An 18,569-nucleotide genomic window follows, 5' to 3' on the forward strand; every position below is an offset into this window, starting at 1 on the left:
GGCGAAAAATGATCGGCAACATCGAAATGGCAGGCGTAGTTCGTTGAGTGAGAATTGGACCGGGCAGACCTTCGAGGTCGATCTGGGCAACCCCGGTCACGGCGGGTTCGTCGTCGCCCGGCACGAGGGACGGGTCGTGTTCGTCCGTCACGGTTTGCCGGGGGAGCGGGCGCTGGTCCGGGTGACGGAGGACAAGGGTGGATCGTTCTGCCGCGCCGACGCGATCACAGTTCTCGACGCATCTCCGCATCGCATCGATCCGACATGCCCGATCTCCGGCCCGGGCGGGGCGGGCTGCTGCGACTACTCGCATGCGGATCTGAGTGTCCAACGTGAGATGAAGACCTCGGTCGTGCGTGAGCAGCTTCTGCGACTCGCTCGTGTCGAATCGGACGTCGCGGTAGAGGAACTACCTGGAACCGGAGACGGAACGGGTTGGCGCACGCGAGTCCGGTTGGCGGTGGACGGGCACGGGGTCGCGGGATACCACGCGTACCGGAGCAACCGGATCGTCACGGACTTGCGCTGCACCCAGATCGATCAGAGCGCGTACGACGGTCTCGGCGGTGCGCAATGGGCGCCAGGGAGCGAGCTGCAGGTCGTTCTCGACGCTGCCGGTCAGCGGCACGTCGTGGAAGTTGCCGCACCCGCGGTGTCCAAGACGGGACGGCGGACGCCGGGGCGTCGCGGCGCGATGGCACGCCGAGCGGCGAGCGGCGGCCCGCGAAAGACCCGAGTGGCCATCGGATCGGACACAGTGATCGAGCGCGTCGGCAATCGAGAATGGGAGCTGGCCGCGACCGGTTTCTGGCAGGCCCATCGCGGCGCTGCGAACGCGTACTCACAGGTGGTCGGGGAGTGGGCCGGCGCCGCTACCGCGGACACGGCGTGGGATCTCTACGGCGGAGTCGGGGTTTTCGCATCCGTGCTCGCCGACCTTGTCGGGCCGTCCGGCGTGGTGGAGTCAGTCGAATCTTCGGCGCGCGCAGTCGCGGACGGGCGGGCGGCTCTGTCCGATCTCGGTCACGTGCGCTTCCACAGCGCCCGCGTCGAGAACGTCATCGCGGAGCTGGAGCGTTCGCCTGCCGTCGTCGTGCTAGACCCGCCACGTGCGGGAGCCGGCCGTCCGGTCGTGGAAGCTCTCGCCGCAACGGGCGCTGAACGGATCGTGCACATCGGGTGCGACCCGGCGTCGTTCGGCCGCGATATCGGTCTCTACCTGGAGCAGGGCTTCAGAATCGGCGGCCTCCGGGCGTTCGACGCCTTCCCTCAGACACACCACATGGAGTGCATCGCGCTCCTAGAACGCTGACGCGTCCCGAAATCTTTCCCTGAAACGGTGTGACGCTTCTCGCGTTCAGAACAGTTGCTTGCATTACGCAACTAATCGTATAGTTTCGTTCTGCAAGTAGTTTTCCGTTTTCAAGTCACGGCTCGTTCGAGCCACTCGAATTCAGGGGTAGGCAATGTCGGTACAGCCGGAGACGGCCCAAGCGCTCGTCGACACGATCTTCATGTTCGGCAGATCGCTGCGAGCCGCGGTCACCACCGGTGCAGACAGCCTGCTGCCGCCTGCGCTGGTCAGTGTGTTGTTCATGCTGGCAGCGCGTGGGGAGTGCCGACAGAACGAATTGGCCGTCGATCTGTGTGTCAGTCAGTCGTCGCTCAGCCGGCAAATGTCGGATCTGGTCGACGCTGGGTATGTCGAGAGAAATCCCGATCCGGCTGACAAGCGGGCGTTCCGCATCCGAGTATCGGAAGAGGGACACGACGTTTTACGGAGAACCACGCAGCGGCGTGCGGCGCGTTTGCGCAACATGCTCGAAGACTGGAGCCAGGAAGAGGCCATGGCCGCAGTGACATCGCTGCAACGTCTCAACGAGACGTTCGGCGCATCGAATCGGCAGGCCTCACCGGCAGTTCCGCACACGGGCGTAGAAAGTATTGGGAGATAAGGCACATGGCAGCAACAGTAGGAGAAACCCGGGCAAGTACCGGAGGTGACGGATCGGCTCGCGAAGCGGGCGCGATGACTCACCGCGAAATTCTCGAAGCACTCACCGGACTCATCGCAGCGCTGTTCACCGCGCTGCTCAGCAGCACCATCGTTTCGACAGCGCTTCCCACGATCATCGGTGAACTGCACGGAACTCAGACGCAGTACGCCTGGATCATCACCACGGCACTGCTCGCCACTGCGGCATCGACGCCGATCTGGGGCAAACTGGCCGACCTTTACAACAAGAAGGTCCTGGTCCAGACCGCGATCGTCATCTTCGTGATCGGCTCGGTCATCGCCGGCGCGGCGCACAATGTTCCGTTGCTGCTGGGTGCACGTGTCATCCAGGGCATCGGCATGGGCGGCCTGACTGCTCTCGTCGTAGCCATCATCGGCACGATCATCCCGCCGCGAGATCGTGGTCGCTACTCCGGATACATGGGTGCGGCAATGGCCGTCTCGATGTCCGGTGGACCGATCCTCGGCGGCGTCCTCGTGGACACTGCCGGCTGGCGCTGGTGCTTCTACGTGTGTGTTCCGTTGGCAGTCATCGCACTGTTCCTGCTTCAGCGCACACTGCACGTCGAGACCGTGAAGAAGGACAACGTCTCCATCGACTGGATGGGCGCCACCTTGCTCACCGCCGGTGTCAGCGTCCTGCTGATCTGGGTTTCGTTTGCCGGTCAGGACGACTACTACGCCTGGTTCTCGAAGGAGTCGGCCTTCTTCGTCATCGGTGGTCTGGCCCTGCTCGGCCTGACGATGTTCGTCGAATCCAAGGTCAAGGATCCGATCCTGCCGATCAAGATCATCACCGAGCGCACAACTGCTCTCGCGATCATCGCCTCGATCGCAGTCGGTGTCGGCCTCTTCGGTGCGACGACCTTCCTGACGCAGTACTTCCAGACCGCACGCGGATTCGATCCCACCGAAGCCGGATTGCTCACCATTCCGATGGTCGCAGGCATGCTCGTCGCCTCCGTCGGCTCGGGACAGCTGATCACCAAGTTCGGTCAGTGGAAGCCCTTCATCGTCGCCGGCGCAGTTCTGCTGCTGGTCGGTTTCGGGCTGCTGTCGACGATCGACCACGCCACCAGCCTCTGGACCATCGGAATCTTCATCGCCATCGTCGGTCTGGGTACCGGCATGTTGATGCAGAACATCGTGCTCGCGGTGCAGAACACGGTCAGCGTCGAGAACATCGGTGCGGCCAGCAGTATCGTGGCGTTCTTCCGCACGTTCGGCGGCGCGATCGGCGTGTCGGTGCTCGGTTCGATTCTTGCGACCCGCGTCAAGACACTGACAGTCGATTCGGTCTCCACCTTGCCGCCCGAGCAGCAGGCAGTAGCTGGAAAGAGCCTCCAGGACGGCCTCGACCTGAGCAATATGCCTGACTTCGTCTCGCAGATCGTTCGGTTCGCCTACGGCGACGCAACAGGACGGATCTTCCTGGTCGCAGCCGTCGTCGCTGTGGTCACGCTCGTGTCGGTCATCTTCATCCCGAACCGTCCGTTGCGCACCACGATCGACATCGCGACTCCCGACGCCGAGCAGAAGTACGAAGAAGAGCGCGAAGAGAAGAACGAAGAGAAGAACCTCACTCGCTGATCCGCATGCCCGGCTGGTCTACCGCCGGCCGCGTCTTCTGAACAGTTCTGTCACGCCATAGCCCATCGAACGCGGACAGAGATCGATTCTTCGATCTCTCCGCGTTCGACGGCTATCGGGGCCGAATCCGCTTTCATCGCCGCGACACGTCCGCGCATCGGCACGATCTGGTCGAAGTCCTCGAGCACCTCGAGAACTTCGACCAGATCTTTGTCTGCCAGGTCTGCGAACTGTCTGGCTTTCGATTCGGCTGCCGTCCATGCCAATTCGCGTGCTTTTGTCGCCAGATCGCTGCGGTCGTCGAGGTCGAACTCGAGCCCGTCGAGCCGAATCGCGTCGCCGCCCACCGATACACACGCCGCGATGACGGAGGCGGGGGAGTTCGCCGCTTCCGGCTCCAGTTCTCGCAGTACGACTCGAAAAGTTGTCGATGCGGTGAATCCTGTTGTCTCCTGGCGGCCTCCGTCACTCCAGTGAGTCTGCGGATGGACGCTCAGCCCGGCGGTGGTGAGGTCCGCTCCGCGCACACCGCGCGCGTGCAGGGTCTCGGTCAGCGCAGTGGACAGACGCGCGACGGCGTCGAATGCGTCGGAAACGGCCGTCTGTGTCACCGATACTCCGATCGTCAGCCGCACGATGTCGGGAACAGCTGTTGCAGTGGCAGTTCCGGTCACCGTGACAGTGGACGGTTCCGAGGTGAGGGCGGTGGTCGGCATGTGTACTTCCTATCCGATTCGTCCGGCGGATATGACACTCCGCAACATCAGGCCCAATTGCTCGTAGGCGCCCGCAGCCAGTCGTTCGAGCAGCGCAAGTTTCAACTCGGGTGCCTGCGCGGTCAGTTCTGCATATCGCTCCGGAGTCAGCACGGCCACGGTGACCGTGGAATCGGCGCGGATGTCGTTGAGGAACGGAGTGTCGAGGAACATCGTCATCTCGCCGAACGTCATTCCGGCGGAGAGCGTCGTGATGCGGTGCTCGACCCCGTGCGCGTCGGTAAACATGGTGCTGACCTGGCCACTGAGAATCAGGTAGAAGCCAGACGCCGATTCACCTCGGCGGGCGATCTTCTCGCCGCGGGCATAGGTACGGGTCTCCAACTCTGCCGAGAATCCCTCGATCTGTGCCGCGGACAGAGCATCGAGAACTGGGTGGTCCTCGATCGAGATCGTCGACGCCTGCCGTTCGGCCTCACAATGCACCGCAAGCAACGTGTCTTCGCACCACTGCATGGCGGAATCGAGATCCGCAAAAACCCGACCACTTCTTCTGGCGGGGTCGATGCTCGAACTTCGTTGTCCCAGCAGTCCTTGCGGATCGACGACGGCCACCGCACAAGCCTGCTCGGCCAGTTGAACCTGCAGCGCGGTGATCATGCGTACTGCGACGTCGCTTGCGTCGTCGACACGGCGGACGTCGATGACTACAACTTCGAGGCCCTCGTCCACCGAGCCGATTTCGCGGACCGCCGATTCGGCACCGGTGAAGAGGAGATCGCCGTGCAGTTCGTAGACCCGGCTGCGCTTGCCGACGTCGTCGAGCACAGCTTGTTCGGTCGGGGTGCGTCGTACTCGCGACGGTGCTTCGATGACGCTGTATCTGGCCCGGATCGACGAGCGTGACGCCCGCGTCACGTGGAGGAAGTGCAGTTCGAGTTCCTTCGACAGTGCACGGGCAGACGCAACTCCGCGAACGCTGTTTCCGTGAATGTCGAGCCTGGGGGAGTACACCGCGATGCCGATCTGGCCGGGCAGAACCGCCAGGACTCCGCCGCCGACGCCGCTCTTGGCCGGCAATCCGACCTCTACCAGCCACTTGCCGGCGCCGTCGTACATTCCGCACGTAGCCATGACGCTGAGGACCTGTTCGACGCCCGCGGGAGCCAGCGCGCGCTCGTGGGTGAGCGGATTGACACCGTTGTTCGCCATCGTCGCAGCCATCAGACTCAGGTCGCGGCAGGTCACGTCGATCGAGCATTGACGGAAATACAGGTCGACGGCCTCGTCGGGATTGCCGGTGATGACGTCGAAGGATCGCAGCATGTGTCCGATCGCGCGGTTGCGGTGACCGGTGCGCGCCTCGGAGGTGTAGACCGACTCGTTGAATGCCAGTTCGCGGCCCGCGTACCTCGAGTACGCCGAGCGGATGCGCTCGAAGCGGGCCTCGGGATTCGGGCCGGCGACCAGTGATGCAGCGGTGATCGCCCCGGCATTGATCATGGGGTTTCGTGGCCGTTCGGTGAGCGGGTCGAGGCTGATTTCGTTGAACGGCTCGCCGGATGGTTCGACGTCGATTTTCGCGGCAACCGCCTCGCTTCCCCGATCGGCGAGAGCCAAGGCGTAGGTGAAGGGTTTCGAGATCGACTGAATGGTGAACGGGATTCGCGAGTCGCCGATCTCGTAGACGTAACCGTCGACGGTGGCGATGCAGATTCCGAACGAATCGGGGGCGACCGCCGCGAGTTCGGGGATGTAGTCGGCCAACTCGCCCTCGTCGAGTGATCGGACTTCGTCGAACACTCGCGTTATCAGGTCTTCGACCACAGTTCCCATGTGTCGACCTTAAGCCGACATGGCGGTCGTTTTGTGGAACAAGAGTTGTCGAGTCGATTGCGACGGATCCCATTTGTCTGTGATTGCGATCACGAGCGATCCGTGGGATTTCGCTGTTACGCGAAGTCACACCGGATTCGGGCCGAGTCCGCGTGTCGGTTCGCCGGAACGCTCCGTAGACTGGCAGCACTGTCGCGAAGACAGCCGCGGCGCGCACCGGTGCAGCTGTGAAGCACGGAGGGAGCGATCTCGTTGGGTGTTCTTGCCCGCATTCAGGGTCCTGACGATCTACGTCAGTTGAGCCACGCCGAGATGACGGAGTTGGCCGACGAGATTCGTGAGTTCCTCGTGCTGAAGGTCGCTGCGACCGGTGGTCACCTCGGGCCCAACTTGGGCGTCGTGGAGTTGACCCTCGCACTGCACCGAATTTTCGACTCGCCGCAGGACGCGATCATCTTCGACACGGGCCATCAGGCCTACGTGCACAAGATCCTCACCGGTCGTCAGGATCAGTTCGACACTCTGCGTAAGCAGGGGGGACTGTCCGGGTATCCGTGCCGCGCCGAGAGCGAACACGACTGGGTCGAGTCCTCTCACGCTTCCGCCGCGTTGTCCTATGCCGACGGCCTCGCGAAGGCCTTCGCGCTCACGGGCCAGAATCGCCACGTTGTCGCCGTCGTCGGTGACGGCGCTCTGACCGGCGGAATGTGTTGGGAGGCCCTCAACAACATCGCAGCCGGAAAAGACCGTTCGGTGGTGATCGTCGTCAACGACAACGGCCGCTCGTACGCGCCGACCATCGGCGGCCTCGCCGACCATCTTTCGGCACTGCGCACCGCGCCGAGTTACGAGCGCGCCCTCGACAGTGGCCGACGCATGGTCAAGAGACTGCCCTGGGTGGGGCGCACCGCGTACTCCGTCCTGCACGGAATGAAGGCGGGTCTCAAGGACGCGGTCAGCCCTCAGGTCATGTTCACCGATCTGGGTATCAAGTACCTCGGACCGGTCGACGGTCACGACGAAGCCGCCATGGAATCGGCGTTGCGCCGGGCGAAGGCCTACGGCGGACCGGTCATCGTGCATGCCGTCACTCGTAAGGGCAACGGTTACGCACACGCCGAGAACGACGTGGCCGACCAGATGCATGCCACCGGCGTCATCGATCCCGTCACCGGTCGCGGCACCAAGTCGTCCGCGCCGGACTGGACGTCGGTCTTCTCGGCCGCATTGATCGAGCAGGCTTCGCGTCGTGAGGACATCGTCGCCATCACCGCGGCGATGGCCGGGCCCACCGGCCTCGCGGCCTTCGGGGAGAAGTTCCCCGATCGGATTTTCGACGTCGGTATCGCCGAGCAGCATGCGATGACCTCGGCCGCCGGTCTTGCACTTGGCGGACTTCACCCCGTCGTTGCTATCTACTCGACCTTCCTCAATCGGGCTTTCGACCAGTTGTTGATGGACGTCGCACTGCTCAAACAACCGGTGACAGTCGTGCTCGACCGCGCCGGGGTCACCGGAGTCGACGGCGCCAGCCACAACGGCGTCTGGGATCTTTCGCTGCTCGGAATCATCCCGGGGATTCGCGTCGCGGCACCGCGTGATGCAGACACACTGCGGGAAGAACTGGACGAGGCGCTTCTCGTCGACGACGGTCCAACGGTCGTACGGTTCCCGAAGGGTGCTGTACCCGAAGCGATTCCGGCAGTGAAGCGACTCGACGGAATGGTCGACGTCCTCAAGGCCAGCGAGGGTGAGCGAGGCGACGTGCTCCTCGTCGCGGTGGGCCCGTTTGCATCCTTGGCGCTCGAGATTGCCGAGCGGCTCGACAAGCAGGGCATCTCGGTTGCCGTCGTTGATCCGCGATGGGTTCTGCCGGTCGCGGATTCGCTGGTGAAGATGGCGGACAAGTACGCCCTCGTGGTCACCATCGAAGACGGCGGTCTGCACGGCGGCATCGGTTCGACGGTCTCGGCCGCGATGCGTGCCGCCGGAGTGCACACGTCGTGCCGCGACATGGGCGTTCCTCAGCAGTTCCTCGATCACGCCAGCCGCGAAGCCATCCACAAGGAACTCGGACTCACGGCTCAGGACCTCTCCCGCAAGATCACCGGCTGGGTGGCGGGGATGGGCAGCGTCGGCGTCCACGTCCAGGAAGACGCGTCGTCGGCTTCGGCTCAGGGCGAAGTCGCGCAAGGCTGACGGCTCGTCTCACGATAATCTCGAAAAGCGGTGGCCCTCGGATCAATCCGAGGGCCACCGCTTTTCGGTGTGAAACCGTGAGATCTCGCTACTGGACGGATTCGAGTGTGCTGCCTCGCGTTTCCTTCACGAATCGCAGGACGACGAACAGTGACAACGCTGCCATGACGGCGTAGCCGGCATAGGTGTACGACAGATTCCAATCGGCCAGTGCCGGGAACGTCCAGGAGACCAGGAAGTTCGCGACCCAGTTGGTGGCGGTCGCAATTCCTACTGCTGCAGCACGCACGCGATTGGGGAACATTTCGGAGATCAACACCCAGACCACCGGGCCCCAGGACAGAGCGAAGAAGAACACGAATGCGTTCGCACCGATAAGTGCGACAGTCGCGTTGGCTCCGGTCAGCGTGGCCACCGATTCGCCGATCTCGTTCTTGGTCACTGTTGCCGAATGGAAACAGAACGCCGCGGTGCCCAGTGAGATGGCCATACCGGCGGAACCGACCAACAACAGCGGCTTTCGACCGACCCGGTCGATGACGGCGATGGCGACAAACGTACCGACGATGTTGACCAAGGCGCTCACGACGCTGATCAGAAGGGAGCGGTCGGCGCCGAATCCCACTGCCTGCCACAGGGTGCTGGAGTAGTAGAAGATCACATTGATACCGACCAGCTGCTGCAGTGCGGCCAACGCGATACCGACCCACACCAGGTGGGAGACGCCGAGCCGCTTCGAGAAGAGTTGGCGGACCGTTGTTTTGGCCTGCTTCTCGCTGAGCGAGTCGCGGATCTCGTTCATCCGCTCGGTGACGGCGTCGTGATCGCCGCCTTCAAGGTCGGAGATGATCTTGCGAGCGCGATCGTCCTTGCCCTGCGCTACGAGGAATCGTGGCGACTCGGGAATCGTGGTCGTCATGATCAGATACAGAACTGCGGGAACGGCTTCGAGCATCAACATCCACTGCCAGGCCTCGAGGCCCGCGATCTGATTGCGATCGCCGCCGGCCGCGGCCTGGAGTGCGTAGTTGACCAACTGCGACACAGCGATTCCGAGAACGATCGCCAATTGGTACATCGAACCGAGACGGCCGCGAATCGCAGCGGGAGAGATCTCCGCGATGTACGCCGGAGCGATGACCGATGCGAAACCGACGGCCAGGCCACCGACCACGCGCCAGAACGTGAGGTCGTAGACGCTGAACGGAACTGCGGAACCGACGGCGCCGATTATGAACAACACCGCGGCTATTTGCATGACGCGGATGCGGCCGAGGCGATCTGCGAGTGTGCCTGCGATCCAGGCGCCGAGTGCTGCGCCGAGCAGAGTCAGTGAGACCGTGAGCCCGGTGCCCGAGGCGCCGATGTCGTACTTGTCTCGGATCGCACCGACTGCCCCGTTGATGACAGCGGTGTCGTATCCGAACAGAAAACCACCGAGCGCGGCGGCGCCGGCGAAGAGCACTGCATGTCCGACGTCGGCGCGAGTAGCGCCGGATCCACCGCCGGAGGCGGTTCCGCTGAATGCCATTCCTGCCCCCTCAAAGGCCCTACGGTCGACACCCCGATGCGTCGATCCATCCGCGAGCACTCTGCACGCTACGCCCACCGGACGAGATTTGGCGGGGACTCACGCGCCGTTATCCAGCTGAGTCCATTCCCAGGTCGAAACAACCGGACGCAGAGACAAGGTATTGATTGCAGTGACTATGCAAACAATAATGTCGATGCAGGTGAGGGCGGTTTACTTACCCGCGAGACTCTCAGCTTTGGCTGCGATGTCCTCGAGATCCTTTGCCATGAATTTCCGGGTCACCCGCGCGCCCAATCGACCGAATACCGCTGTGAAGATCTTCGAGATACGTGAAGTGGATTCGGATTCCCCGGAGAAGTACATCTCGCGGATCGTGTCTGTGGCGTCAGGCTTCAGAGTGAACCCGCTCGTGTAGTTCATGCGTGGGAGTTGGCTTTGAGGGTGTCGTGAAAATCCCGTTTCTAGGCGGTCGCGCGCTTTGCGGCTTCACTCAACGTCGGTGTGATCTGGCCGAGGACCCAAGGCGTGCTCAGGACGTTGACGTTGCTCAGTCCGCCGATGACGCGGGTGTCGCTGAGGAATGCGGTGGATCCGCGTTTGACCGCGTCGAGTCCACCGACTGCGGGTATGCCGGACGGATCACCGGAGCCGTCGGTGAAGCCGACGATCACGTCGGCGTCGATGTCGGCGATGTTCTCGTAGGAGATCGTCTTGAAGAACGATCCACCTGCATTGTCCGCGGCGAGCTTCTCGACGCCCGGCGCGTTGACGAATCCGAGTTCCGTCAGCACCTGGACCCGCGGGTCGGTGGGCAGATAGACGTTGATGTTGCTCGAATCGGTGTCGAAGTTGACCACTGCCAATGTCTTTCCGGCGAACTCCGGGTGGGCTGCGGCGGTATCGGCGAGAGTCGCGTCGAGGCCGTCGACGAGCTTCTCGGCCTCTTCGCTCTTGCCGACTGCCTTGCCGACGATGCGGGTCTGGTCCTGCCAGGACGTCTGCCACGCTGCGCCGGGATAAGCGGCCGTCGGTGCGATCTTGCTCAGTTGGTTGTAGACGGATTCCTCGAAGCCCTCGTACGGCGCCAGGATGACGTCGGGGGTCAACGACGCGATGGACTCGATCGGCGGTTCTCCGCTGGCCGGCATGTCGAAGAGCGTTGTCTTGTCCGCGTCGAAGTAGTCCTGGGCCCAGGGCATGACGCCGTTGTCGTCCGCACCGTAGGTGTACTTGGGCTGTCCGACCGGAGTCAGATCGAGTGCGTACAGGATGTCCTGCGCGTTCCATCCGAGGGTGACGAGGCGCTCGGGCTTCGAGTCGATGGTCGTGGTGCCGAAGGTGTTCTCGATGCTGACGGGGAATCCGTCCGTACCTTGGGATGTCGTGGATGTGCCCGAATCCGAGGAGCACGAGACAAGTGCGGTGACCGCGATTGCAGCCGCACCGAGGGCAGAGAAGCCCCGAACAGAAGTTTTCATGAAGGGCAGCCTAACCTACTGAATTTCGGCAGCCAAACGAAACCGATTGTGCCGTTTATGCAGGTGGGAGTCGGATCTGGACCGCGTTTCTCAGGGCGCCGTTTCGGTGGGCGATACTTTCCTCGTGCGATCACAGCAGAAGATTCTCGGCGCCGCCCTCGGACTGATCGAAGGTGGCGGATTCGAGGCTGTGAACATTGCCGCAGTTGCCACCGCGGCCGGTGTCTCGCGCCAGACGGTGTACTCGATTTTCGGTACACGTGAAGAGGTCGTCTCCCAGGCGATGGGCGGTCTCGCTGTCGAGGTTCTCGGGGAGATCACGGCACAGGTGGAGTCGGTCGACACGGCGTGCGACTACGTCGTCGAATTCATCGTTGCCGCGCGAACTGCCGTGCGTGCTCACCCGGTGCTCGCGACTCTGCTCCTCGCCGAGCGGGGAAACCCTGTCTTCGATCTCGAAATGATGAGTCGAGCAATACCTTTCGCTGGTCAGATGCTCGCCCCTATGGTCGAACGTGGCCTCGCCACGGAGGCGGAGTTGGATGAGATAGTGGAAATTGCCGTGCGACTGGGGCTTTCGGTTGTTGCATTCGACAGTGACCTCGTCCATTCCGATGACTCTTTGCGGGCCTTTCTCTCGAGGTGGCTCGGGCCCGCAATCCGGTCGAACTCGTAGTTCCTCGCCTGCTCCGCCAAAACCTTGACACTTAAGCGTCAGAGTGTCTAGTTTTGGCGTGCCCGGAATTCTCTGGCGACATTCTTCGAGGGAGCACCAGTCATGTCCGGAGTGAAACGTAGATCGTTCTTGGCCGGTACGGCCGCCGTGGGAGTCGCGATGATGGCGCCACGCACTGCCAAGGCTGCAACAGGGATTCCGCTGACACGTGAAGTGCACCGTGTCGTGGTTATCGGTTCGGGGTTCGGCGGAGGGGTGACGGCACTTCGCTTGGCCGAGGCCGGGGTTCCGGTCACCCTGCTGGAGAGAGGGATTCGGTGGCAGACCGGGCCGAATGCCGAAACTTTTCCGCATCCCGCCAGTCCAGACAAGCGTATCCTCTGGCATCAGTCCAACCCGACTCTGTTCGGCAGGCCGGCGATCTTCGAGCCATACGCGGGTTTGTTGGAGACGGTGACCGGTGAGAACATGACCGCGATCTGCGCAGCCGGGGTGGGCGGCGGATCGCTTGTGTACCAAGGGATGACGCTGCAACCGGAAGAAGCGGTCTTCAACACGCACTTTCCGGAGGAGCTCGATTACGCACGAATGGACCGCGTCCATTACCCGCGGGTGGCGCGGATGTTGCAAGTGGAAACTGCACCCGACGAACTGATTTCCAGCCCGAACTACGAGGCGGCACGTGTATTCGCGCGTAACGCAACGCGTTCCGGTCTACCCGTGTCGAAGATTCCGATGCCGATCGACTGGAACTACGCGTTGGCCGAACTGAGGGGTGAGATGAAGCCGTCGTACACCAACGGTGACGGCGCGCTCGGTGTCAACAACGGGGGCAAGCATTCGGTGGATGTCACCTACGTTGCGGCAGCGGAAGCGACCGGATTGGTGAATGTGGAGACTCTGCACCAGGTCACCGATGTCGAGCGGGCGGCCGACGGACGGTGGCGTGTGTACGTGGACCGGACCGACATTTCCGGCAAGATTCTCGAGAACAAGATTTTGACGACGGATGCGCTCGTGATGGCTGCCGGCAGCATGAACACCACCAAACTCCTGGTCCGCGCCGCAGCAACGGGGCGGATCACGGATCTGCCCGACGAACTCGGCGCGGGATGGGGGACCAATGCCGACCGGATCTACATCTGGTCGGATCTCGCGGAGAATTTCGGTGCGACACAGGGCGGGCCGGTCGTCTACGGCAGCCGGAACTGGGACGACCCGCATAACGCGTTCACCGTCATTCAGGCGTCGTTCCCGCCGGTGGCGTTCGACGCTCACAGCACGGTGATGGTCGGATTCGGTGTGAGCCGCGACCGAGGTCGGTTCGTGTACGACTCGGCGCGGGGTGAGGCGGTGCTCCGTTGGCCGAAGGACGGGGATTCGGCGATCCAGCAAGGCCACATCGGGCCGGCCGCCCACCGGATCGCGGCAGGAGGACTGCTCACCGATACGAACGCGATACTGCCGTCCACGTGGCATCCCCTCGGCGGTGCCTGCATGAACTCGGTGTGCGATCTTGATGGGCGGGTTCTGGGCCAGCGGGGGTTGTACGTGCTCGACGGCGCTCTGCTGCCGGGAAACTCCGCTGCGTGCAATCCGTCGATGACTATCGCCGCCGTCGCGGAGCGTGCGCTCGAGAACATCGTGAAAGACGATGTGGGAAAACTATTCTGAACCTGCGCAAACGCCACGGACGGCGTACCAGAAGGCACGCCGTCCGTGACGGGTCGATCGACTGACTCAGACGCTGGCAACACCAGGCGCGAGGAAGCGCTTGCCGTTGACAGCCTCGGAGGTACCGGTCCGGTCCAGGTACGGCGTGATGCCGCCGTTCCAGAATCCGAACCCGCCGCCGAGCAGCAGGCAGAGGTCGATGTCCTCGGCTGCCGCTACGACGCCCTCGTCGAGCATGATCTGAATTTCCTCGGCAAACGCACGACGTGTGCGCTCGAGGACCTCTTCCGAGGTGGACACCTTGTCACCCTGCGGCCACAGTGCGGCGACCTCGGGATCGACGGCCTGACCGTTCTCGCCCCAGGTCCACACGCCGGGCTTGCGAGCCTCGACGAGTGCTTCGAGTCCAGGTGAGCTCTTGAACCGGTCCGGGTAGGACTCCTGCAGGGTCTCACCGGTGTGCAGAGCCACTGCGGGTCCGACGAGGGCCAGCAAGGTGAACGGCGACATGGGCATGCCGAGTTCGGCGATGGCGTTGTCCGCGACGTCGAAGGGGGTGCCTTCGTCGACGGCGGACATGACCTCACCCAAGGTGCGGGTGACGAGGCGGTTGAAGACGAAGCCTGCTTTGTCGCCGCAGAGGACGGCGGACTTCTTCAGCGACTTCGCGGTGGCGAAAGCCGTTGCGAGAGTGGCATCGTCGGTCTTGCTGCCCTTGATGATCTCGAGGAGAGGAAGAACGGCAACCGGGTTGAAGAAGTGGAAGCCGACCACACGCTCGGGATGCTCGAGGCCGGACGCCATCTCCGTGATGGAGAGCGAGGAGGTGTTGGTGGCGAGGATGGTTTCGGGAGCGATGAACTGCTCGAGTTCCGCGAAGACCTTCTTCTTGACGTCCATGTTCTCGAAGACGGCTTCGATGACGAAGTCGGTCTTGGCGAACGCGGCCTTGTCGAGGGAACCGGAGACGAGCGCCTTGAGGCGGTTCGCAGCGTCGGGGGACAGGCGCCCCTTGCCCTGGAGCTTCTCGATTTCGGTGTGGACGTAACCGACACCCTTGTCGATGCGCTCTTGGTCGATGTCGGTCAGGATGACCGGCACCTTGAGCTGGCGGACGAAGAGCAGCGCGAGCTGGCTGGCCATGAGACCGGCACCGACGATGCCGACGCCGCTGACCTTGCGGGCGAGCGAGCGGTCGGGTGCTCCGGCGGGGCGCTTGGCGCGCTTGTTCACCAGATCGAAGGCGTACAGACCTGCACGGAGTTCGTCGGTCAGGAGGAGGTCGGCAAGAGCCTCGTCCTCGGCCGCGAAGCCCTTGTCGAGCGAAGCGGCATCGGTGATGTCGGTACTGCGAGCCAGTTCGAGCAGCTCGACGGCCTTGACGGCGCCGGGAGCGTTGCCCTTGGTCTTGCCGTCGACGATCGCCTTCGCACGAGCGATCGCGTCGTCCCAGCCCTGGCCACGATCGATCTCGGGGCGAGCGGGGGTCACTGTGCCGGCGAGGACCTGCGACGCCCAGGCGAGGGACTGCTCGATGAAGTCGGCAGAATCGAGAACGACGTCGACGACGCCGAGTTCGAGTGCCTTCTTGGGGGAGAGCACCTTGTTCTGGTTCAGCGAGTTCTCGATCACCACGGTGACGGCGTTCGACGGGCCGACGAGGTTGGGGAGCAACTGCGTTCCGCCCCAACCGGGGACCAGACCGAGGAATGCTTCCGGAAGACCCAGTGCGCCCGCATTGGCGGCAACCGTGCGGTAGTGGCTGTGCAGGCCGACCTCGAGGCCGCCGCCCAGAGCGACACCGTTGATGAAGGCGAACGTGGGAACGGACGACTCACGCAGGCGTCGGAACACCTTGTGACCCAAGCGGCCCAGCTCGAGTCCCTGCTCACGAGAGGTGATCGCGGGAACACCCTTGAGGTCCGCGCCGGCGGCGAAGATGAACGGCTTGCCGGTGACGGCGATGGCAACCGGGTTGGCTGCGAAGGCTTCGTCGAGGGCGGCGTCGAATGCTGTGAGTCCGCCGGGACCGAATGACGACGGCTTGGTGTGGTCGAAGCCGTTGTCGAGGGTGATCAGTGCAAACGGGCCCTCGATGCCGGGGACCGAGATGATCTTCGTGTAGGCGTTCGTCACGACCTCGTCGGCGAATGCTGTTGCAATATCAGACATTTAGTTAACCCCTGCCTGGTAGTCAGCGTGGTTCGGGTTCTCCCAGATGACGGTGCCGCCCATGCCGAGTCCGATGCACATGGTGGTCAAGCCGTAGCGCACGTCGGGACGCGTCGCGAACTGGCGGGAGAGCTGCGTCATCAGGCGAACGCCCGAGGAAGCGAGGGGGTGGCCACACGCGATGGCGCCGCCCCACTGGTTGACGCGCGGGTCGTCGTCGGCGATTCCGTAGTGCTCGAGGAACGCGAGGACCTGAACGGCGAACGCCTCGTTGATCTCGAAGAGTCCGATGTCCTCGATCTTCAGGCCGGTGCGTGTCAGGAGCTTCTCGGTGGCGGGAACCGGGCCGATACCCATGACGGCGGGGTCGACGCCCTGGTAGGCGAAGCCCACCATGCGCATGCCGACCGGCAGGCCGAGCTCGGCTGCGGTGTCCTCACCGGCGAGCAGTGCTGCGGTGGCACCGTCGTTGAGTCCGGCGGCGTTACCGGCGGTGATGCGTCCGGCCGGGCGGAATGGCGTCTTGAGCTTCGCGAGATCTTCGACGGTGGTTCCGGGGCGCGGCGGCTCGTCTTCGGTGGCCAGACCCCAGCCCGCGGAACTGCGGGTGGCGACGGGGACCAGGGTGTCGGCGATGAAGCCGGCCTTCTTGGCAGCGTCGTACTTGTTCTGGCTGTTGACGGCGTAGGCGTCCGTGCGGTCCTTGGTGATGGTCGGGAACCGGTCGTGCAGGTTCTCGGCGGTGTTACCCATCACGAGGGCGCTCGGGTCGACCAGGCGGTCGGCGAGGAAGCGCGGGTTGGGGTCTGCGCCCTCACCCATCGGGTGGTGGCCCATGTGCTCGACGCCACCGGCGATCACGACGTCGTACTGGCCGAAGCCGATGCCCGACGCGGTGGTGGTGACGGCGGTCATCGCGCCGGCGCACATGCGGTCGATGGCGAATCCGGGAACGGTTTCGGGGAGACCGGCGAGGATCGCAGCGGTGCGGCCGATGGTCAGGCCCTGGTCACCGGTCTGCGTGGTGGCTGCGACAGCCACTTCGTCGATCCGTGCGGGATCGAGCTGCGGGTTACGGCGAAGCAGCTCACGAATCGCCTTGACGACGAGATCGTCTGCGCGCGTGTCGGCGTACATGCCTTTCGGGCCGGCCTTGCCGAACGGGGTGCGAATGCCGTCGACGAAGACGACGTTGCGTTGGTTGTTTGTGGATGGAGCCACGCGAATTCCTCCTGATGGAGCTGCCCACCACTCCGAAGTGCGGTGAGACGTTGGTTCGGCGATCACGGCCAGGCGTCCGGCCTCGTATCGAGCGTACTACTGCCCATTACTGACCGGTAACTTAACGTGCCGAATTGCTCCAACCTCACACCGGGGTCAGGTCAAGATTCAGACTCTTCTACTTCGGGCTCGGCCGGGACCACGGAGTTCAGTGCCTCGGCGAGGACGGGAACCGTCAAAGTGCGTTGCCAGCCACGTGCGCCACCGGAAGTGAGCTTGGTCTCGATTGCACTCTCGACTTCGGTGATGTCGGAGTCGGGTTCCAACTTCCAGTCCCAGCACAGGCGCCTGACCAGGTCGGGTTGGAGCAGATTCTCCACGGGCACCGACACTTCCTTGCTCAGGTCCGACAGTGCTGCCCGAGCCGCCGTCAGTCGGTCGGCTGCCGCCGGGTCCTGGCGAGCCCAGCGGCCGGCGGCAGGGGGTCCGACGATCGGCGGGGTCTTCGGCGGAAGCTCGCTGTCCGGGAGCCTGCGCGCAGCTTCCAGCGCGTCCATCCACACACGCGAATACCGGCGTTGACGTGGTCCGCCGAACACGGGAAGCGAACGGAGCGCATCCAGCGACTGAGGATCTTTGAGGGCGGCGTCGATGATGGCGGAGTCAGGGAGAACCCGGCTCGGCGACACGTCGCGCTTGCGCGCGAGATCCTCACGCGCCTGCCACAGCGCCCGTACTGCCGCCAACTGCCGAGTGGTCTTGAGCGAGGTGATGTGCGATGTACGACGCCAACGGTCGGGCTTGGGCTTGGGCGGGCCGGCCAGACGGATGTACTCGAACTCCTCCTTCGCCCACTCGAGCTTGCCCTGGGATTCGAGTTCGGCTTCCATGGCGTCGCGCAGTTCGAGAAGCACTTCGACGTCGAGGGCGGCGTAGTTCAACCAGGCGTCCGGTAGCGGACGTGTCGACCAGTCCGCGGCCCCGTGACCCTTGCGAAGTTCCACCCGCAGGGTTCGTTCCACTATCGCGGCGAGTCCGACTCGTTCGAACCCGGCCAGTCGACCGGCCAGTTCGGTGTCGAACAGCTCGGCCGGTGTCAGGCCCAGTTCGGCGAGGCCGGGGAGATCCTGATCGGCCGAGTGCAGCACCCATTGCAACGGATTGATCGCCTCGGCCAACGGCTGCAGGTCCTGCGCTGTCGGGATCGGGTCGAGCAGGAACGATCCCGCTCCTTCGCGTCGGAGCTGGATCAGGTACGCCCGTGCCGAATAACGGAATCCGGATGCCCGCTCGGCGTCCACGGCGAGCGGGCCGTGGCCGGAGGCCAGCGCGGCCGCGGCGTCGGCGACACCGGCGGCAGTGGTGATGACGTCCGGAACTCCGTCACGCGGAACGAGCAGCGGAACTACGTCGGAGGTGGGCTCGGTTGCATCATCGGTGACTTCGGACATGGTCA

14 protein-coding genes are annotated in these 18,569 nt (G+C 63.7%); 6 read left to right on the forward strand and 8 right to left on the reverse strand.

Going from position 1 to position 18,569, the window contains the following annotated elements; translation table 11 throughout:
- Nucleotides 1-43: 43 nt before the first annotated feature.
- From RA302_RS13500 to RA302_RS13510, 3 genes are all read left to right on the forward strand, one after another.
- Entirely contained in the window at nt 44-1,312 is a 1,269-nt protein-coding gene (locus RA302_RS13500) for a TRAM domain-containing protein (protein ID WP_113683575.1), read from the forward strand.
- Between the two features lie 154 nt (nt 1,313-1,466).
- On the forward strand, nt 1,467-1,955 hold the full coding sequence (locus RA302_RS13505) for a MarR family winged helix-turn-helix transcriptional regulator (protein WP_003942624.1): 489 nt from the start codon (nt 1,467-1,469) through the stop codon (nt 1,953-1,955).
- 5 nt (nt 1,956-1,960) lie between these two features.
- A complete protein-coding gene (locus tag RA302_RS13510; RefSeq protein ID WP_019748256.1) occupies nt 1,961-3,607 on the forward strand; it encodes an MDR family MFS transporter in 1,647 nt (548 codons plus the stop codon).
- Nucleotides 3,608-3,657: 50 nt separating this feature from the next.
- On the opposite strand, the gene RA302_RS13515 is transcribed toward RA302_RS13510, so the two are convergent.
- On the reverse strand, nt 3,658-4,323 hold the full coding sequence (locus RA302_RS13515) for an SIMPL domain-containing protein (RefSeq protein WP_243617228.1): 666 nt from the start codon (nt 4,321-4,323) through the stop codon (nt 3,658-3,660).
- A gap of 9 nt (nt 4,324-4,332) precedes the next feature.
- The gene (gene glsA / locus RA302_RS13520) at nt 4,333-6,159 is read right to left on the reverse strand and encodes a glutaminase A (RefSeq protein ID WP_338481086.1); all 1,827 of its coding nucleotides are present in this window, start codon (nt 6,157-6,159) and stop codon (nt 4,333-4,335) included.
- 252 nt (nt 6,160-6,411) lie between these two features.
- Between glsA and dxs the strand changes: the two genes are divergently transcribed.
- Nucleotides 6,412-8,358: a 1-deoxy-D-xylulose-5-phosphate synthase gene (gene dxs, locus RA302_RS13525; protein ID WP_019748259.1), complete on the forward strand. Its 1,947-nt coding sequence runs from the start codon at nt 6,412-6,414 to the stop codon at nt 8,356-8,358.
- Nucleotides 8,359-8,446: 88 nt separating this feature from the next.
- On the opposite strand, the gene RA302_RS13530 is transcribed toward dxs, so the two are convergent.
- The 3 genes from RA302_RS13530 to RA302_RS13540 form a co-directional block, all read right to left on the reverse strand.
- Nucleotides 8,447-9,889 (reverse strand): sugar porter family MFS transporter, encoded by a 1,443-nt coding sequence (locus tag RA302_RS13530; protein WP_019748260.1) that lies wholly within the window; start codon nt 9,887-9,889, stop codon nt 8,447-8,449.
- Nucleotides 9,890-10,102: 213 nt separating this feature from the next.
- The gene (locus RA302_RS13535) at nt 10,103-10,312 is read right to left on the reverse strand and encodes a hypothetical protein (RefSeq protein ID WP_243617230.1); all 210 of its coding nucleotides are present in this window, start codon (nt 10,310-10,312) and stop codon (nt 10,103-10,105) included.
- Between the two features lie 41 nt (nt 10,313-10,353).
- On the reverse strand, nt 10,354-11,370 hold the full coding sequence (locus tag RA302_RS13540; protein WP_243617231.1) for an iron-siderophore ABC transporter substrate-binding protein: 1,017 nt from the start codon (nt 11,368-11,370) through the stop codon (nt 10,354-10,356).
- 124 nt (nt 11,371-11,494) lie between these two features.
- On the opposite strand from RA302_RS13540, the gene RA302_RS13545 reads away from it, so the two are divergent.
- A complete protein-coding gene (locus RA302_RS13545; RefSeq protein ID WP_092765579.1) occupies nt 11,495-12,046 on the forward strand; it encodes a TetR/AcrR family transcriptional regulator in 552 nt (183 codons plus the stop codon).
- A 102-nt stretch (nt 12,047-12,148) separates the two neighbouring features.
- Entirely contained in the window at nt 12,149-13,720 is a 1,572-nt protein-coding gene (locus tag RA302_RS13550) for a GMC oxidoreductase (RefSeq protein WP_243617232.1), read from the forward strand.
- A 66-nt stretch (nt 13,721-13,786) separates the two neighbouring features.
- Here RA302_RS13550 and RA302_RS13555 read toward each other — a convergent pair whose 3' ends face one another.
- From RA302_RS13555 to RA302_RS13565, 3 genes are all read right to left on the reverse strand, one after another.
- Nucleotides 13,787-15,892 (reverse strand): 3-hydroxyacyl-CoA dehydrogenase NAD-binding domain-containing protein, encoded by a 2,106-nt coding sequence (locus RA302_RS13555; RefSeq protein WP_243617233.1) that lies wholly within the window; start codon nt 15,890-15,892, stop codon nt 13,787-13,789.
- Complete coding sequence (locus tag RA302_RS13560; RefSeq protein WP_243617234.1) at nt 15,893-17,113, reverse strand: thiolase family protein; 1,221 nt, start codon at nt 17,111-17,113, stop codon at nt 15,893-15,895.
- A gap of 161 nt (nt 17,114-17,274) precedes the next feature.
- The gene (locus RA302_RS13565; RefSeq protein ID WP_243617235.1) at nt 17,275-18,564 is read right to left on the reverse strand and encodes a ribonuclease D; all 1,290 of its coding nucleotides are present in this window, start codon (nt 18,562-18,564) and stop codon (nt 17,275-17,277) included.
- Nucleotides 18,565-18,569: the final 5 nt, after the last annotated feature.

The sequence above is a fragment of the Rhodococcus sp. DN22 genome, assembly GCF_036669995.1.
Classification (GTDB): domain Bacteria; phylum Actinomycetota; class Actinomycetes; order Mycobacteriales; family Mycobacteriaceae; genus Rhodococcus_F; species Rhodococcus_F erythropolis.